This window comes from Enterobacter quasihormaechei, from assembly GCF_004331385.1.
In the GTDB taxonomy this organism is placed as follows: Bacteria; Pseudomonadota; Gammaproteobacteria; order Enterobacterales; family Enterobacteriaceae; genus Enterobacter; species Enterobacter quasihormaechei.
In genome coordinates this window covers 237384-252978 of sequence record NZ_SJON01000002.1, presented here as the reverse complement: position 1 = coordinate 252978, position 15595 = coordinate 237384, and the positions used below count along the sequence as shown (strand labels likewise).

16 protein-coding genes are annotated in these 15595 nt (G+C 57.5%); 8 read left to right on the top strand and 8 right to left on the bottom strand.

Annotated features, from left to right (window positions below; all coding sequences use genetic code 11):
* Nucleotide 1: 1 nt before the first annotated feature.
* The 6 genes from E0L16_RS03830 to E0L16_RS03805 form a co-directional block, all read right to left on the bottom strand.
* Complete coding sequence (locus tag E0L16_RS03830) at nt 2-502, bottom strand: protein disulfide oxidoreductase (protein WP_131636358.1); 501 nt, start codon at nt 500-502, stop codon at nt 2-4.
* Nucleotides 492-1094, bottom strand: a complete 603-nt coding sequence (locus E0L16_RS03825) for a DsbA family protein (RefSeq protein ID WP_131636357.1) — start codon at nt 1092-1094, stop codon at nt 492-494. The genes E0L16_RS03830 and E0L16_RS03825 overlap by 11 nt, the downstream gene beginning before the upstream one ends.
* A 1-nt stretch (nt 1095) precedes the next feature.
* Entirely contained in the window at nt 1096-3105 is a 2010-nt protein-coding gene (locus tag E0L16_RS03820) for a protein-disulfide reductase DsbD family protein (RefSeq protein WP_131636356.1), read from the bottom strand.
* A gap of 48 nt (nt 3106-3153) precedes the next feature.
* The gene (locus E0L16_RS03815) at nt 3154-3513 is read right to left on the bottom strand and encodes a hypothetical protein (RefSeq protein ID WP_063451991.1); all 360 of its coding nucleotides are present in this window, start codon (nt 3511-3513) and stop codon (nt 3154-3156) included.
* A 124-nt stretch (nt 3514-3637) separates the two neighbouring features.
* A complete protein-coding gene (bglA, locus tag E0L16_RS03810; RefSeq protein ID WP_063867889.1) occupies nt 3638-5071 on the bottom strand; it encodes a 6-phospho-beta-glucosidase BglA in 1434 nt (477 codons plus the stop codon).
* 116 nt (nt 5072-5187) lie between these two features.
* Nucleotides 5188-5919: a MurR/RpiR family transcriptional regulator gene (locus tag E0L16_RS03805; RefSeq protein ID WP_063867890.1), complete on the bottom strand. Its 732-nt coding sequence runs from the start codon at nt 5917-5919 to the stop codon at nt 5188-5190.
* Nucleotides 5920-6185: 266 nt separating this feature from the next.
* Between E0L16_RS03805 and trhA the strand changes: the two genes are divergently transcribed.
* Complete coding sequence (gene trhA / locus E0L16_RS03800) at nt 6186-6845, top strand: PAQR family membrane homeostasis protein TrhA (RefSeq protein ID WP_003863433.1); 660 nt, start codon at nt 6186-6188, stop codon at nt 6843-6845.
* 84 nt (nt 6846-6929) lie between these two features.
* Here trhA and ygfZ read toward each other — a convergent pair whose 3' ends face one another.
* Nucleotides 6930-7910, bottom strand: a complete 981-nt coding sequence (ygfZ, locus tag E0L16_RS03795) for a tRNA-modifying protein YgfZ (protein ID WP_112791659.1) — start codon at nt 7908-7910, stop codon at nt 6930-6932.
* Nucleotides 7911-8203: 293 nt separating this feature from the next.
* On the opposite strand from ygfZ, the gene sdhE reads away from it, so the two are divergent.
* Together sdhE and E0L16_RS03785 are read left to right on the top strand one after the other, a co-directional pair.
* The gene (gene sdhE, locus E0L16_RS03790; RefSeq protein WP_003863437.1) at nt 8204-8470 is read left to right on the top strand and encodes an FAD assembly factor SdhE; all 267 of its coding nucleotides are present in this window, start codon (nt 8204-8206) and stop codon (nt 8468-8470) included.
* Nucleotides 8451-8861 carry a protein YgfX gene (locus E0L16_RS03785; RefSeq protein WP_063451987.1) on the top strand — a complete coding sequence of 137 codons (411 nt, stop codon included), beginning with the start codon at nt 8451-8453 and terminating at the stop codon, nt 8859-8861. The genes sdhE and E0L16_RS03785 overlap by 20 nt, the downstream gene beginning before the upstream one ends.
* A 1-nt stretch (nt 8862) precedes the next feature.
* On the opposite strand, the gene fldB is transcribed toward E0L16_RS03785, so the two are convergent.
* Complete coding sequence (fldB, locus tag E0L16_RS03780) at nt 8863-9384, bottom strand: flavodoxin FldB (protein WP_063451986.1); 522 nt, start codon at nt 9382-9384, stop codon at nt 8863-8865.
* Nucleotides 9385-9485: 101 nt separating this feature from the next.
* Here fldB and xerD point away from each other — a divergent pair, with 101 nt between their 5' ends.
* The 5 genes from xerD to lysS all read left to right on the top strand — a co-directional run bounded on the left by xerD (nt 9486) and on the right by lysS (nt 15579).
* The gene (gene xerD, locus E0L16_RS03775) at nt 9486-10382 is read left to right on the top strand and encodes a site-specific tyrosine recombinase XerD (protein ID WP_003863442.1); all 897 of its coding nucleotides are present in this window, start codon (nt 9486-9488) and stop codon (nt 10380-10382) included.
* Nucleotides 10383-10410: 28 nt separating this feature from the next.
* Complete coding sequence (gene dsbC / locus E0L16_RS03770) at nt 10411-11124, top strand: bifunctional protein-disulfide isomerase/oxidoreductase DsbC (protein WP_063451984.1); 714 nt, start codon at nt 10411-10413, stop codon at nt 11122-11124.
* Between the two features lie 5 nt (nt 11125-11129).
* Nucleotides 11130-12863 carry a single-stranded-DNA-specific exonuclease RecJ gene (recJ, locus tag E0L16_RS03765; protein ID WP_063867895.1) on the top strand — a complete coding sequence of 578 codons (1734 nt, stop codon included), beginning with the start codon at nt 11130-11132 and terminating at the stop codon, nt 12861-12863.
* Nucleotides 12864-12953: 90 nt separating this feature from the next.
* Nucleotides 12954-14052 (top strand): peptide chain release factor 2 gene (prfB, locus tag E0L16_RS03760; protein WP_102750013.1). Its coding sequence is split into 2 segments (ribosomal slippage): nt 12954-13028 and nt 13030-14052, totalling 1098 coding nucleotides; the frame shifts between segments, so codons are not numbered across the junction.
* Nucleotides 14053-14061: 9 nt separating this feature from the next.
* A complete protein-coding gene (lysS, locus tag E0L16_RS03755) occupies nt 14062-15579 on the top strand; it encodes a lysine--tRNA ligase (protein WP_006811868.1) in 1518 nt (505 codons plus the stop codon).
* Nucleotides 15580-15595: the final 16 nt, after the last annotated feature.

Here is a 15595-nt window from a genome sequence, read left to right as displayed (position 1 = left end):
GCTACGACGCCAGCCACAGCCGCAGGCGCATCCCCCAGCTGCTGGTCCAGCCGGTGGTGATCGACGTCACTTCACCGTGAGAGATCACCACCAGTGTGGGCGTCACCTGAACGTCCCACTGACGCGCCAGCTCTCCGCTGGCGTCGTTGACCGTGGGCATCGCAGCCTTCTTCTTCCTCATCCATGTTTCGAGCGCCGCGTTATCGCCTGAGCGCAGCGCAACCGACATCACGTTACCCCCGTCCGCGGCCAGCGCCGCTACCGACGGCGTGGTGTAGCGGCAGACGCCGCACCACGTCGCCCAGACGTAGACCAGCAGCGGACGCTCCTCACTCATGGCGATAAGATCGACGGTCTCGCCGTCGAGGGTTTGCAGCGTGGTGGACGCGAAGTTCTGCGGCAGCGCGGGCTGGCGGAAATAATCCACCGCCAGGCTCACGGCTACGCCAATCAGCAGCCACACGGCCAGCTCGCGCAGCAGGCGCGGAAGCTTACCTGCCACGGGCGTTTGCCAGCTGTTCTTTGACCAGCCCCTCCAGATCGTCATAAGGAATGGCGCCCGCCACCATCTGGTCACCGATGATGGTTGCCGGCGTACCCTGAATATTCAGTACCTGCGCCAGGATCAGGTTCATCTTTAGGCTGTCCATGGTTTTATCATCCGTTTTAATGCCGTCCGTTCCGGTTTTGGCCCGCGCGGCGGCGATGCTGGCGTCATCGTGATAGCCTTTTTTCATCATCAGCCGCTGGTGGAGCGCCCAGAATTTGTCTGGCGCCTGCTGCCACGTCGAGAGCGCCGCCTTAGCGGCATTCACCGAGCTTTGCCCCTTAAACGGCAGCAGTTTAACGATGAGCTGCACGTCGGGATTATCACGTACGATTTTCTCCAGCATCGGGTCGAACTGCTTGCAGTAAGGGCAATTGTAATCCGTGAAGGAGACGATGGTGAGCTTCGGCGACGTCGCGCCGGTTCGCGGGCTGGCCGGATCGTTGAACAGCAGCGCCGCCAGCTGGTCATCGGAAGCGTCCTCTGTCGGCTCGGCAAAACTGAACGCCGATAAAGAGAGCAGCAGTAAGGCGATAAACGTGCGCATATTATTTTCCTTTCGCATCGGACAGGGTGCTCAGCACCGCTTCACGGCTTAACAGCGGGGGCAGCACGTGGCCCTGCGGTAACCCTGGTCCGTAAATCTGGTTAAACGGTACGGCGGCGCTGCCGCGCGTGGTTAAGAACTGGCTGATGGTATCGGAGGGGCGGCTCCAGTCACCGCGCAGGGCAACGACGTCCGGGGCAGAGAGCGCATCCTGTACGTCGTCGCGCAGCAGCACGTTGTATTTATTGGCTTTACAGGTCACGCACCAGTCAGCGGTCACGTCGACGAACACCCGTTTGTTCTCCGCCAGCGCCTGGGTGATGGCCTGCTCGCTGAGCGGCTGCCAGTGAATGCGATCGCGTCGGGCCCCCTCGCTGCCGGAGCCGGAAACAAACGCAACCGCCCCGGCCACGACGATGGCAAACGCTCCGGCGCGCAGGGCCGTTTGCCAGCGGTAGCGCCAGGCGGTGACCAGCAGCAGCGCAAGGATGAGGAGCACGCCCAGCGTGATAACGGGCAGGGTGCCGATATGCACCGTCAGTAAGCTCAGCAGCCACAGCGATGAGCCAAGCATCATCATCCCCAGCACGACGCGCACGATGTTCATCCAGCGTCCCGGACGCGGCAACCGCTGTGCCAGCGCCGGCCAGGCCGCCACCAGCAGCCACGGCAGGCTCATGCCGATGCCCATTGCCAGGAAGATCCCCCACAGCAGAGGAAGCGGCGACGCCAGCGCGACCGATACCGCAGTGCCCAGGAACGGCGCGGTGCAGGGCGTTGCCAGCAGCGTCGCAAACGCGCCCTGCCAGAAATGGCCTGCCAGACCGTTTCCTCCGCGCGTGGCGAGGAACGTGCTGGCCCCGGAAGGGAGGCGGATTTCAAACAGCCCCAGCAGGCTGGCGCTGAAAAGCACCATCACCAGCGCCATCGCGCCAATAAACCACGGATTCTGGAACTGGATCCCCCAGCCAAGCGCCTGATTGCCTAAGCGTAAAACCGTCATCATCAGCGCCAGCGCGAGGAACGACATCACGATCCCGGACACCGAAGCAAGAAACTGCCTGCGCACCTGACCGCGCGCCTGCCGTTCGGTTTGCATCAGCGTGCCCAGCTTCATGGCCAGCACCGGCAGCACGCAGGGCATTACGTTGAGGATCAGGCCACCAGCCAGCGCCATCAGCAGCACCCAGCCTAACGAGAACGCGGGGGCGGCGCTGCCCGGCTGGATCTCCACGCGGGACTCCTGCGCCTGGCCGCTGTCGGCGAGCACCAGCGATAGCGTTTTCCCGCTGAGGCTCGGCGCGGCCTCGCCCCAGCTGTCCGTCACGGGCACGGTGGCCACCAGCGAATCACCGCGCACGGCGAGGGTCGGCTTGCCGAAATCCACGTCGTCCATGCCGTCGATAAACAGCGACGGCGCCTGCCAGCCAGCCTCACGCTGCGCCGTTACGGTCAGCTTGCCGGGGGCGTAGGTGGCGTTAAGCGTTGAGGTCAACCCGCCGCTGAGCGGAAGGGTGCCCATGGCCCGACTGAAATCATAATCAAAACCGGCGTCTGCGGATGCGGTCATGTTCAGCGAGAACGGGTAGTCAGTAAGAATACAGACGTTGCTACAGGTGGAGAGCGTCAGCACGCCGCTCAGGATCTTCGGGACGTCGCCCCGCAGGGTGATGGGAAAGCTCACATCGCCGTGATAGCCCTGCGTGGTGATGCCCGCGACGTCGAAACGCTGCGGCGTAGGCCAGCGCCAGATCGCCTCAACGGGTTGATGCCAGATAATGGCGGGTGCGACGCCGCCTTCGCCCGGCGAGCGCCAGTAGGTTTTCCACCCTTTTTGCAGGGCGACGTCCAGCAGCAGGCGGGTTTCGCCAGTGCTTTCGGGTTGCGCACGCAGCCTGACGCTGGCGTGCTGATTATCGGCGGCGCGCAGCCAGCCGCTGTCGGCAGCCTGGCTGAAGGGCAGCCATAGCCAAAGCAGGCAGACCAGCAGTCGCCTGAATACAGTAAACATAAATTTTCTCCGTAAATGATAAATTAACCTGAAGTGACAGGCGAAGACTCATTCACGGAAGACGCATAATCGCAGATGCACCCGTAACCGGGGCGGGGAGATAACGCGGGGAGGCCACTGCCGCTCGCGGCGCGGCGGAATGGCTGCCAGCAACGCCAGCAGCAGGGTAACGGCAAACAGGGCGCCTTCAAACAACACCGGCGGGACCGACATCAGCGATTTGGCGCTAAGCTCACACGGGGTGACCGGTGCATCGGAACTTTCCTGCCCCTGCTGGACAGACTGGCTTACGGCGGTGACGTTCATGACAAGCGCGTGCATCCCGGCCATCCGCTGGGCGGTGCATATCAGCACCACCAGGCAGGCCAGGGCTACAAGCAGGATAGCGTTGCGTTGTCGCTTAATCATGTTCGCCTCTAATATTCAGGACGCCTATATTATCGGGCGAACATCTTTTGGCAACGCAAATGCTGTAAAGAAGTGTCTGGAAGATAAGCGGTTTGCCCTCTCCGGTTGCAGAGAGGGCGAGCGATTACAGCGTTTCGCCGTTGCTGGCAATGACGGTTTTATACCACTCGAAGCTCTTTTTGCGGGAGCGGGACATGTCGCCTGTGCCGTCGTCGTGCTTGTTAACGTAGATAAAGCCGTAGCGCTTGCTGTACTGGCCGGTGGTGAAGGAGACGCAGTCGATGCAGCCCCACGGGGTGTAGCCCATCAGATCCACGCCGTCCCAGGTCACGGCCTTCATCATCTCTTCTACGTGGGCGCGCAGGTAGTCGATGCGGTAATCATCGTTGATGCTGCCGTCTGCTTCCACTTTGTCGTAGGCACCGAAACCATTTTCCACGATAAACAGCGGCTTCTGGTAGCGCTCGTACAGCTCGCACAGCGAATAGCGCAGGCCCACAGGATCGATCTGCCAGCCCCAGTCGGACGCCTTCACGTGCGGGTTCGGCACGCTGCCCTCGAAGCCGGAAATGGCGTCGCCGGTGCCGCCTTCCGCTTTGACCGCGTTGGTCATGTAGTAGCTGAAACCTAAGTAGTCGCAGGTGCCTTCACGCAGGATTTGCTCGTCGCCCGCTTCCATTTTGATGGAGAAGCCACGGCGCTCCCACTCGTTCAGCACGTAAGACGGGTAGTAGCCGCGCAGCTGAACGTCGGTAAAGACGTAGCGCTCGCGCATGGATTCCTGGGCGAACATCACATCTTCTGGCTTGCAGGAGTAAGGATAGAGCGCCACCATCGCCAGCATGCAGCCGACCTTCATCTCCGGGTTAATGCGGCGTGCGGCCTTCACCGCCAGCGCGCTGGCCACGAACTGGTGGTGCAGCACCTGGTACATGGTCTCTTCGGGGTTATCGTGCTCGGTATACACCACGCCGGAGCAGCAGTAGCCGAACAGCGGCGCGCGCCAGTTGCGCTGGTTGTTGATTTCGTTAAAGGTCATCCAGTATTTGACCTTATTTTTGTAGCGCTCAAACACCACTTCCGAGAAGCGCACGAAGAAATCCACCACTTTACGGTTGGTCCAGCCGCCGTATTCCTGAACGAGGTGCAGCGGCATTTCAAAGTGGGAGAGGGTGATCACCGGCTCGATGTTGTACTTCAGCAGCTCGTCGAACATGTCGTCGTAGAACTTCAGCCCCTCTTCGTTTGGCTGAGCTTCATCCCCTTTCGGGAAGATGCGCGTCCAGGCGATGGAGGTACGGAAGCATTTGAAACCCATCTCGGCAAACAGCTTGATGTCTTCTTTGTAATGGCCGTAGAAGTCTACGGCCTCGTGGTTCGGGTAATATTTGCCTTCAATCACTTCCTGAGTGATTTCACGCGGAACGCCGTGGGCGCCGCCGGTGAGGACGTCGCAGATGCTGGGGCCTTTGCCGCCTTTGTTCCAGCCGCCTTCAACCTGGTGCGCCGCCACCGCGCCGCCCCATAAAAAATCTTTCGGTAAGGTGAGTTTTTTCATCTTTGCTATTCTCAATTCAGGACTTAATGATTTCGAGTCTAGCAAAGCGGAATTAAATGTCACGATATAACAATTTGCGGAAATTGTAATTTGTCACATCAAAAAAACAGGGTGTTTTATTCTGTTAATTTCTTCGCCAGCTTGCGGCCTAATGATTCCAGAATATAGATCACAGGAATTTGGGTGGTGATATCGTAAACGCCGCCGATTCGCGTTTGCGGAACGTGCCAGGAGAGATTGAAGTCTGCCAGCTTCGCGAGACGAGAGTGTTCATGGCTGGTAATGGAGAGTACCTTGCAGCGGTGCAGGCTGAACTGGCTGGCAAAGCGTAAGATCTCTTCGGTTTCGCCGGAGACGGAGAGCACAATAGCCAGCGCATTTTTAGCCATATCGTTCGTGACCGGGAAATAGGGATCGTCAATATGGTTGCTGAATTTGCCGATATTTGAAAAGAAACGCGCGCCATATTTTGCCAGCGATCCGGACGTGCCAGCGCCGACGAAAATAATGCGCTCGGAGGATAAAATAATATCGACGGCCTCATTTAATAACGCATCGAACTCTTCGTTATTTACGCTTTTAAAGAAGCTGATAATTTCGCTGGCGCCAAAATTTGCCTGCTGCGGCTCGTTCTGCTCCAGGTAGAGCTTAAAGCGCACGCGGAACTCAGAGTAGCCATCGCAGTTGAGCTTGCGGCAAAAGCGCAGGATGGTGGTAGTGGAAACGCCCGCCGCATCCGCCAGCTCGCGGATGGTCATGTACATCACTTTGTCACGGTTCTTAATGACGTAGTTGTAGACCATCATTTCCAGATTGTTGAGGCTGGCAATGGCGGAATGGGTGAACATACTCACAATGGCTAAACTCGCTGTCGGACACTATTCCTGAATCATACCATGCCGCCCGGCGGCGGGAGACGGTTTTATCTCATTGATTACTCAGACGTTAATGAAATAATTTACATCTGTACGGCGGATTATTTTTTCATTATATTGAATTATAAGGATAAATCTTTATTGTGGATTTATTTTAGCTAACAGGTGTTCACTGGAATCATTCTCAGTTAGCATAGACTGGCGATGAATAATCATCTTTTGTTTTCCCGGAGTTAAGTATGGTGAGCAGACCATTAATCGCACAGGGATATTCGCTGGCTGAGGAAGTAGCCAACAGTATAAGCCATGGCATTGGCCTGGTGTTTGGGATTGTCGGTTTAGTATTGCTGCTGGTGCAGGCGGTGGATACCAACGCCAGCGCGATGGCCATCACCAGCTACAGCCTCTATGGCGGGAGTATGATCCTGCTATTTCTGGCCTCAACGCTGTATCACGCTATTCCGCACCAGCGGGCGAAGATATGGCTCAAGAAATTTGACCACTGCGCTATCTATCTTCTTATTGCAGGCACCTACACGCCGTTTTTGCTGGTGGGGCTCAACTCACCGCTGTCGCGTGGCCTGATGATTGTGATCTGGAGCCTGGCGCTGCTGGGGATCCTGTTTAAGCTGACCATCGCGCACCGGTTCAAAGTGCTGTCGCTGGTCACCTATCTGACAATGGGCTGGCTCTCGCTGATTGTGGTGTATCAGTTAGCCATTAAGCTTGCGGTCGGGGGCGTGACGCTGCTGGCGGTGGGCGGTGTGGTCTATTCGCTGGGCGTGATTTTCTACGTTTGTAAGCGCATCCCGTACAACCATGCGATCTGGCACGGCTTTGTGCTGGGCGGCAGCGTGTGCCACTTCCTGGCGATTTATTTGTATGTGGGGCAGGTGTAGTTTGTTGTCGGGTGGCGGCTTCGCCTTACCCGACCTACGGGATCTGTAGGCCCGGTAAGCGCAGCGCCACCGGGCGCTATTGCCTCACTCTTCCAGTGAATACGGCAGTGGCTCAATGCTGAGCGTGTTCGCATCATCCCGCACGCGGAATACGCTGTCGGGCTCCATATCATTATTCATGACAACCTGCACCAGCAGGCGGCCATCATCGAGCTGTACGGCGGCTAACACGGTGCCGGTACGACGCCAGTTTTCACCCATCTTCATCTCGAGATCTTCACCCGCTTCCGGCACGCGGCTGGCGTGGCCCGCCAGCGTCCACAGGGCACGTTTGTTCGCGCCGCGGAATTTCGCCCGCGCCACCATCTCCTGACCGGTGTAGCAGCCTTTCTTAAAGCTGATACCGCCCAGCGCCTGGATGTTGGTCGCCTGCGGGATAAACTGCGCGCTGTTTGCCGCGTCAATCACCGGCAGGCCCGCTTCGATGTTCAGCGCCAGCCACTGCTGGCTGTTGTTGAGCTGTGCTTCACCGCGAAGGGCCTCGGTGACCCGTTCCGCCGTTGCCACGTCTGTTACCAGCAGGAAGCGCTCCGCCGGGTGCTCGAACCACAGAATGGAGGTCGCTCCCTCGCTGACCAGCTGTTTTTCGGCATCCGGTAGCTCGGCAAACAAGTTTTTCAGCGCTGCACGCGCCTGGAAACCCGCAACCCCCAGCAGGACGTGTTCATCGTCCGGGGCGATAGTGACTTTAGAAAAGACTGCATATTTTTTCAGCTCTTTGAGCTGGGCGTCACGCAGGCTGCGGCGCTCAATGAAGGCGAACCCGTCCTGACGGCGGAACAGACGCAGGTTGCTCCACATTTTGCCTTTTGGATCGCAATGGGCGACCAGCAGATGCTGGTGTTCAGTCAACTGCGCTACGTCCGCTGTGACCTGGCCTTGCAGGTATTTTTCGCTGTCCGCACCGGTCAGGGTCGCCAGTGCCCAGTCATCAAGAGTAATCAGCGTCAGCGGCAGACGCGCAGAGGCGGCGGGCTGGCGAGGAGAAAATGGTGTAAATGCCATAGTGATGTCCTGAATTGCTTAACGCTTTGATAATACCTAATGGTAAAAGAGACTGTATTCATTGCAAGCGCTTTCAGCAGGCCATTCGTGCCATTACCTGGTTATGCGTAGCGCTACGCAAAATAGTGTAATCCACTGTCTTAATAGGGATTATTCTGGAAGCCTGCTCGTAGTTCGCAATATTCCAGTAAAGAAACGGTCAAAAACACGTTACACTACCAGGTGTCCCGGAAAGCAATAATGAATACCGAGCGGGATACCGACTGTGCCAAACGTAATGCAGGAAACAGAACATGGATATTAACAACAAGGCCCGTATTCACTGGGCGTGCCGTCGCGGCATGCGTGAACTTGATATCTCCATCATGCCTTTCTTTGAGTATGAGTACGACAGCTTAAGCGATGACGATAAGCGTCTGTTTGTCCGCCTGCTTGAGTCTGACGATCCGGATTTATTCAACTGGCTGATGAATCACGGCAAGCCCGCCGACACCGAGTTGCAACGGATGGTGCAATTAATTCAAACACGGAATCAGGAACGTGGTCCTGTGGCAATCTGATCTTCGCGTCTCGTGGCGCTCACAGTGGATGTCGTTACTGCTCCACGGACTGGTCGCGGCATTGGTGTTACTGGTGCCGTGGCCGCTTAGCTACACCCCTCTGTGGTTGCTGTTGCTGTCGTTTGTGGTGTTTGACAGCGTGCGAAGCCAGCGTCGAATCAACGCCCGTCAGGGTGAAATTAAGCTGCTGATGGATTCTCGCCTGCGCTGGCAGGGAAAAGAGTGGGAGATGATAGGGACGCCGTGGATGCTCAACACCGGGATGATGCTACGGCTGCGTCGGGTTGAGGACAATCGACGCCAGCACCTGTGGCTGGCAGCAGACAGTATGGATGCCGCGGAGTGGCGGGATCTGCGCCGACTAATCGTGCAACAGCCGACGCAGGAATAAATCAGCTAAACTGCTCGGCCATCTCACCCAGAATTTGCTCGCACCAGGTCTGGAGGCGCTCGTCGCTGAGATCGTACTGGTTGGTTTCATCCAGCGCGAGCCCGACAAACAGCTGGCCGTCGGCAATGACGGGTTTTGGGCTGGTGAACTCATAGCCTTCCGTAGGCCAGTAGCCGATAAACGTCGCGCCCTTAGGCGCCAGTTTGTCATGCAGCATGCCGAGCGCGTCGAGGAACCACTCCCCGTAGCCCAGCTGGTCGCCCATGCCGTACATCGCAATGATTTTGCCCTCGAAATTGACCGTATCGAGCCGATCCCAGATGGCTTCCCAGTCTTCCTGAATCTCACCAAAGTCCCAGGTTGGGATGCCCAGGATCAGCACATCGTACTGCTCCATCAAGGCGACCGAGTCATCTTTCAGGTTATGCAACGTCACCAGTTCCGGGCCAATGATGTCGCGAATTTTCTCCGCCGCCATTTCGGTGTAGCAGGTGCTGGAACCATAGAACAGACCAATATTCATCGCGTAACAATCTCAATTCTTGCTATGACTTTGCGCGTAGTGTACCAGAAACCGATGGCAATCAGGCATAATGGGCGGATTGCAGAACCAAAGGGGCTGATGTGGAAAAGGATCTCGCACTCATCGAACAGTTTCTCGACGCGCTGTGGCTGGAAAAAAACCTCGCTGAAAATACGCTCAGCGCCTACCGCCGGGATCTTACCCTGCTGGTGGAGTGGCTGGCGCACCGGGGGCTGACGCTTGAAAGCGCGCAAAGCGATGACCTGCAAGGGTTACTGGCCGAGCGGATGGAAGGGGGGTACAAAGCCACCAGCTCCGCGCGTCTGCTGAGCGCCATGCGCCGACTGTTCCAGCACCTTTACCGCGAGAAGATCCGCGCGGACGATCCCAGCGCACTGCTGGCATCGCCTAAACTGCCTCAGCGGCTGCCAAAAGATCTCAGCGAAGCACAAGTTGAGAGATTATTACAGTCGCCCGCAGTTGACCTTCCGCTGGAGTTACGCGATAAAGCCATGCTTGAACTATTGTATGCCACGGGCCTGCGCGTTTCCGAACTGGTTGGCCTGACGATGAGCGATATCAGCCTGCGTCAGGGCGTGGTGCGCGTCATCGGTAAAGGGAACAAAGAACGGCTGGTGCCGCTGGGTGAAGAGGCGGTCTACTGGCTGGAGACGTATCTGGAACACGGGCGTCCGTGGCTGCTGAACGGCGTTTCCATTGATGTATTATTCCCGAGCCAGCGCGCGCAGCAGATGACGCGACAAACGTTCTGGCATCGCATTAAACATTACGCCACACTGGCGGGTATTGACAGTGAAAAGCTGTCGCCGCACGTTTTGCGTCACGCCTTCGCGACGCATCTGTTAAACCACGGCGCTGATTTACGCGTGGTGCAGATGTTGCTTGGACACAGCGATCTTTCAACGACGCAGATTTACACCCATGTCGCGACGGAACGCCTGCGGCAGCTACACCAACAGCACCACCCTCGCGCGTGAGTGCCGACGAATTGTTACAGGATCATATATGAAAAAGTCTTTAGCGCTGTTCACCCTGCTGGCAGCTTCAGTTTCCGGATTTGCCCATGCGGACGATGCCGCCATTAAACAGTCTCTGACGAAACTCGGCGTCGCCAGCAGCGAGATCCAGCCATCGCCGGTGGCTGGCATGAAAACGGTGCTGACCAACAGCGGCGTGCTGTACGTGACCGAAGACGGCAAGCACATCATTCAGGGGCCAATGTACGACGTGAGCGGCGCGCAGCCGGTGAACGTCACTAACCAGCTGCTGATGAAAAACCTGAACGCGCTTGAAAAAGAGATGATCGTCTACAAAGCGGCGCAGGAAAAACACGTCATTACCGTCTTCACCGACATCACCTGCGGCTACTGCCACAAGCTGCATGAAGAGATGAAAGACTACAACGCACTGGGCATTACCGTGCGTTACCTGGCCTTCCCACGCGCCGGCGTGCAGAGCCAGCCCGAGCAGGATATGAAGGCGATCTGGTGTGCGAAAGACCGCAATAAGGCCTTTGATGACGCGATGAACGGCAAAGGCGTGAAGCCTGCGTCCTGCGATATCGACATCGCTAACCACTACGCGCTGGGCGTCCAGTTTGGCGTGAGCGGAACGCCAGCCATTGTCCTGAGCAACGGTTACGTGGTGCCGGGCTATCAGGGTCCAAAAGAGATGAAAGCGTTCCTCGACGCGCATCAGAAACAGACGGGCGGTAAGTAATTCGCGTGAAAGCCCCGATAAAACTGCGCCGCCGTGAAGCGGTTGATACGGCCGATTTACCCGCCGACCTTCCTCCGCTGCTAAAGCGGCTGTATGCCAGCCGTGGCGTGCGAACGGCAAGCGATCTTGAGCGCAGCGTCAAAGGCATGCTGCCCTGGCAGGCGCTGAGCGGCATCGAAAAAGCGACTGACATGCTCTACGACGCGTTCCGTGAAGGGACGCGGATTGTCGTGGTGGGCGATTTCGATGCCGACGGCGCAACCAGCACCGCGCTGAGCGTGCTCAGCCTGCGGGCCCTGGGCTGCGATAACGTGACTTATCTGGTGCCGAACCGGTTTGAAGATGGCTACGGCCTCAGCCCGGAAGTGGTCGATCAGGCCCACGCCCGTGGCGCACAGATGATCATGACCGTGGATAACGGGATCTCCTCTCATGCGGGGGTCGATCATGCCCATGCGCTGGGGATCCCGGTCCTGGTCACCGATCACCACCTGCCAGGAGAAACCCTGCCGGCCGCCGAAGCCATCATTAACCCCAACCTGCGCGACTGTGATTTCCCGTCGAAATCGCTGGCCGGGGTAGGGGTGGCGTTTTATCTGATGCTGGCGCTGCGCACGTTGCTGCGCGATAAGGGCTGGTTTGAATCGCGCGGGATAGCCGTGCCGAACCTGGCGGAATATCTCGATCTGGTGGCGCTGGGAACCGTAGCGGACGTGGTGCCGCTCGATACCAATAACCGGATTCTCACCTGGCAAGGTTTAAGCCGTATTCGCGCAGGTAAATGCCGTCCGGGGATCAAGGCGCTGCTGGAAATTGCCAACCGCGATCCGCTTAAGCTCGCGGCCAGCGATTTGGGCTTTGCCCTCGGCCCGCGCCTGAACGCGGCGGGGCGGCTGGACGATATGTCCGTTGGCGTCGCGCTGCTGCTGTGCGACAACATCGGCGAAGCGCGCGTGCTGGCCAACGAGCTGGACGCGCTCAACCAGACCCGTAAAGAGATTGAGCAGGGGATGCAGGCCGAAGCGCTGACCCTGTGCGAAAAGCTGGAGCGCAGCGGCGATACCCTGCCGGGCGGGCTGGCGATGTATCACCCTGAATGGCACCAGGGCGTGGTGGGCATTCTGGCCTCACGCATCAAGGAGCGCTTCCACCGTCCGGTGATCGCGTTTGCGCCTGCCGGGGACGGCACGCTGAAAGGCTCCGGACGCTCGATTCAGGGGCTGCACATGCGCGACGCGCTGGAGCGTCTCGACACGCTTCATCCGAACCTGATGATTAAGTTCGGCGGCCACGCAATGGCCGCGGGCCTGTCGCTCGAAGAAGCGAAGTTCGACGAATTCCAGCGTCTGTTTGGCGAACTGGTCACCGACTGGATCGATCCGTCGCTGTTGCAGGGGGAAGTGGTTTCTGACGGTGAGCTTTCCCCGGCTGAAATGACCATGGACGTGGCACAGATGCTGCGCGATGCGGGCCCGTGGGGGCAGATGTTCCCGGAGCCGCTTTTCGACGGGCGTTTTCGTTTGCTGCAACAGCGTATTGTCGGCGAACGCCACCTCAAAGTGATGGTGGAACCGGTCGGCGGCGGGCCGCTGCTGGACGGCATTGCGTTTAACGTTGATACCTCCATCTGGCCGGACAACGGCGTGCGCGAGGTTGAGCTGGCCTATAAGCTGGATATTAACGAGTTTCGCGGTAACCGCTCCCTTCAGATCATCATCGACAATATCTGGCCAATTTAGCGTCAGTAATCTCTATAAAAAAGGGCGTGGATTCGGTACAATCCCGCTCTTATCACCGCATTTTGACAAGCTCATAAAAGAAAACAGACCATGTTTGAAATTAATCCGGTAAAAAACCGCATTCAGGACCTCACGGAGCGCTCTGACGTTCTTAGGGGGTATCTTTGACTACGATGCCAAGAAAGAGCGTCTCGAAGAAGTAAACGCCGAGCTGGAACAGCCGGACGTCTGGAACGAACCTGAACGCGCTCAGGCGCTGGGTAAAGAGCGTTCCTCCCTCGAAGCTATCGTAGATACGCTGGATCAGATGTCGCAGGGTCTGGAAGATGTTTCTGGGCTGCTGGAGCTGGCCGTCGAAGCCGACGACGAAGAAACCTTTAACGAAGCCGTGGCAGAACTCGACGTGCTGGAAGAAAAGCTGGCGCAGCTGGAATTCCGTCGTATGTTCTCCGGCGAATACGACAGCGCTGACTGCTATCTCGATATTCAGGCAGGTTCTGGCGGTACCGAAGCGCAGGACTGGGCCAGCATGCTGATGCGTATGTATCTGCGCTGGGCGGAAGCGCGCGGTTTCAAAACCGAGATTATCGAAGAGTCTGAAGGTGAAGTTGCCGGCATTAAGTCCGTCACCATCAAGATCATCGGTGACTACGCCTACGGCTGGCTGCGTACTGAAACCGGCGTTCACCGCCTGGTGCGTAAGAGTCCATTTGACTCCGGTGGCCGTCGCCACACCTCCTTCAGCTCCGCGTTTGTCTACCCGGAAGTGGATGAAGATATCGATATCGACATCAACCCGGCGGACCTGCGTATTGACGTGTACCGCGCATCCGGCGCGGGTGGTCAGCACGTTAACCGTACGGAATCGGCGGTGCGTATTACCCACATTCCAACCGGGCTGGTCACACAGTGCCAGAACGACCGTTCCCAGCATAAGAACAAAGACCAGGCCATGAAGCAGATGAAAGCGAAGCTTTATGAGCTGGAGATGCAGAAGAAAAATGCTGAGAAGCAGGCGATGGAAGACAACAAGTCCGACATCGGCTGGGGCAGCCAGATCCGTTCTTACGTCCTTGATGACTCCCGCATCAAAGACCTGCGTACCGGGGTTGAAACCCGTAACACGCAGGCGGTGCTGGACGGCAGCCTGGACCAATTTATCGAAGCAAGTTTGAAAGCAGGGTTATGAGGAACCAACATGTCTGAACAACAAGCACAGGGCGCTGACGCGGTAGTCGATCTTAACAACGAACTGAAAACCCGCCGCGAGAAGCTGGCAGCGCTGCGCGAGCAGGGCGTGCCGTTCCCGAACGATTTTCGTCGTGACCACACCTCAGACCAACTGCACGCTGACTTCGACGGTAAAGAGAACGAAGAGCTTGAAGCGCTGAACGTTGAAGTGTCCGTGGCTGGCCGTATGATGACCCGTCGTATCATGGGTAAGGCGTCCTTCGTGACCTTGCAGGACGTTGGCGGCCGCATTCAGCTGTACGTCTCCCGTGACGACCTGCCGGAAGGCATCTACAACGAGCAGTTCAAGAAGTGGGACCTGGGCGATATCCTGGGCGCAAAAGGTAAACTGTTCAAAACCAAGACCGGTGAACTGTCTATCCACTGCACAGAGCTGCGTTTGCTGACCAAAGCCCTGCGCCCGCTGCCGGACAAGTTCCACGGTTTGCAGGATCAGGAAGCGCGCTATCGTCAGCGCTACCTGGACCTCATCTCTAACGATGAATCCCGTAAGACCTTCAAAATTCGCTCTCAGATCATGGCCGGTATTCGCCAGTTCATGGTTAACCGCGACTTTATGGAAGTGGAAACCCCGATGATGCAGGTGATCCCTGGCGGCGCATCTGCCCGTCCGTTCATCACCCATCACAACGCCCTGGATCTCGACATGTACCTGCGTATCGCGCCGGAACTGTACCTGAAGCGTCTGGTGGTAGGTGGTTTCGACCGCGTGTTTGAGATCAACCGTAACTTCCGTAACGAAGGCATCTCTGTGCGCCATAACCCAGAGTTCACCATGATGGAACTCTACATGGCGTATGCGGATTACAAAGATCTGATCGAGCTGACCGAATCCCTGTTCCGCACCCTGGCGCAGGATATTCTGGGCACCACCGAAGTGCCTTACGGTGAAGAAGTGTTCGACTTCGGCAAGCCATTCGAAAAACTGACCATGCGCGAAGCGATCAAGAAATACCGTCCGGAAACCGAGATGGCGGATCTGGATAACTTTGACTCTGCGAAAGCGATCGCCGAAAGCATCGGTATCAAGGTGGAGAAGAGCTGGGGTCTGGGCCGTATCGTGACCGAGATCTTCGAAGAAGTGGCAGAAGCGCACCTGATTCAGCCGACCTTCATCACCGAATACCCGGCGGAAGTGTCTCCGCTGGCGCGTCGTAATGACGAGAACCCGGAAATTACTGACCGCTTCGAATTCTTCATCGGTGGCCGCGAAATCGGCAACGGTTTCAGCGAGCTGAACGATGCAGAAGATCAGGCGCAGCGCTTCCAGGATCAGGTTAATGCGAAAGCGGCAGGCGACGACGAAGCGATGTTCTTCGACGAAGACTACGTAACCGCGCTGGAACACGGCCTGCCGCCGACGGCTGGCCTGGGTATTGGTATCGACCGTATGGTTATGCTGTTCACCAACAGCCACACCATCCGCGACGTGATCCTGTTCCCGGCGATGCGTCCGGTGAAATAAGCCGTTAAGATGTAAA

Coding starts and splice junctions, on each gene's coding strand:
- sdhE (WP_003863437.1), top strand. CDS start 8,204: ATGGATATTAACAACAAGGCCCGTATTCACTGGGCGTGCCGTCGCGGC.
- E0L16_RS03805 (WP_063867890.1), bottom strand. CDS start 5,919: ATGTTCACCCATTCCGCCATTGCCAGCCTCAACAATCTGGAAATGATG.
- fldB (WP_063451986.1), bottom strand. CDS start 9,384: ATGAATATTGGTCTGTTCTATGGTTCCAGCACCTGCTACACCGAAATG.
- bglA (WP_063867889.1), bottom strand. CDS start 5,071: ATGAAAAAACTCACCTTACCGAAAGATTTTTTATGGGGCGGCGCGGTG.
- lysS (WP_006811868.1), top strand. CDS start 14,062: ATGTCTGAACAACAAGCACAGGGCGCTGACGCGGTAGTCGATCTTAAC.
- dsbC (WP_063451984.1), top strand. CDS start 10,411: ATGAAAAAGTCTTTAGCGCTGTTCACCCTGCTGGCAGCTTCAGTTTCC.
- E0L16_RS03820 (WP_131636356.1), bottom strand. CDS start 3,105: ATGTTTACTGTATTCAGGCGACTGCTGGTCTGCCTGCTTTGGCTATGG.
- ygfZ (WP_112791659.1), bottom strand. CDS start 7,910: ATGGCATTTACACCATTTTCTCCTCGCCAGCCCGCCGCCTCTGCGCGT.
- E0L16_RS03825 (WP_131636357.1), bottom strand. CDS start 1,094: ATGCGCACGTTTATCGCCTTACTGCTGCTCTCTTTATCGGCGTTCAGT.
- E0L16_RS03815 (WP_063451991.1), bottom strand. CDS start 3,513: ATGATTAAGCGACAACGCAACGCTATCCTGCTTGTAGCCCTGGCCTGC.
- trhA (WP_003863433.1), top strand. CDS start 6,186: ATGGTGAGCAGACCATTAATCGCACAGGGATATTCGCTGGCTGAGGAA.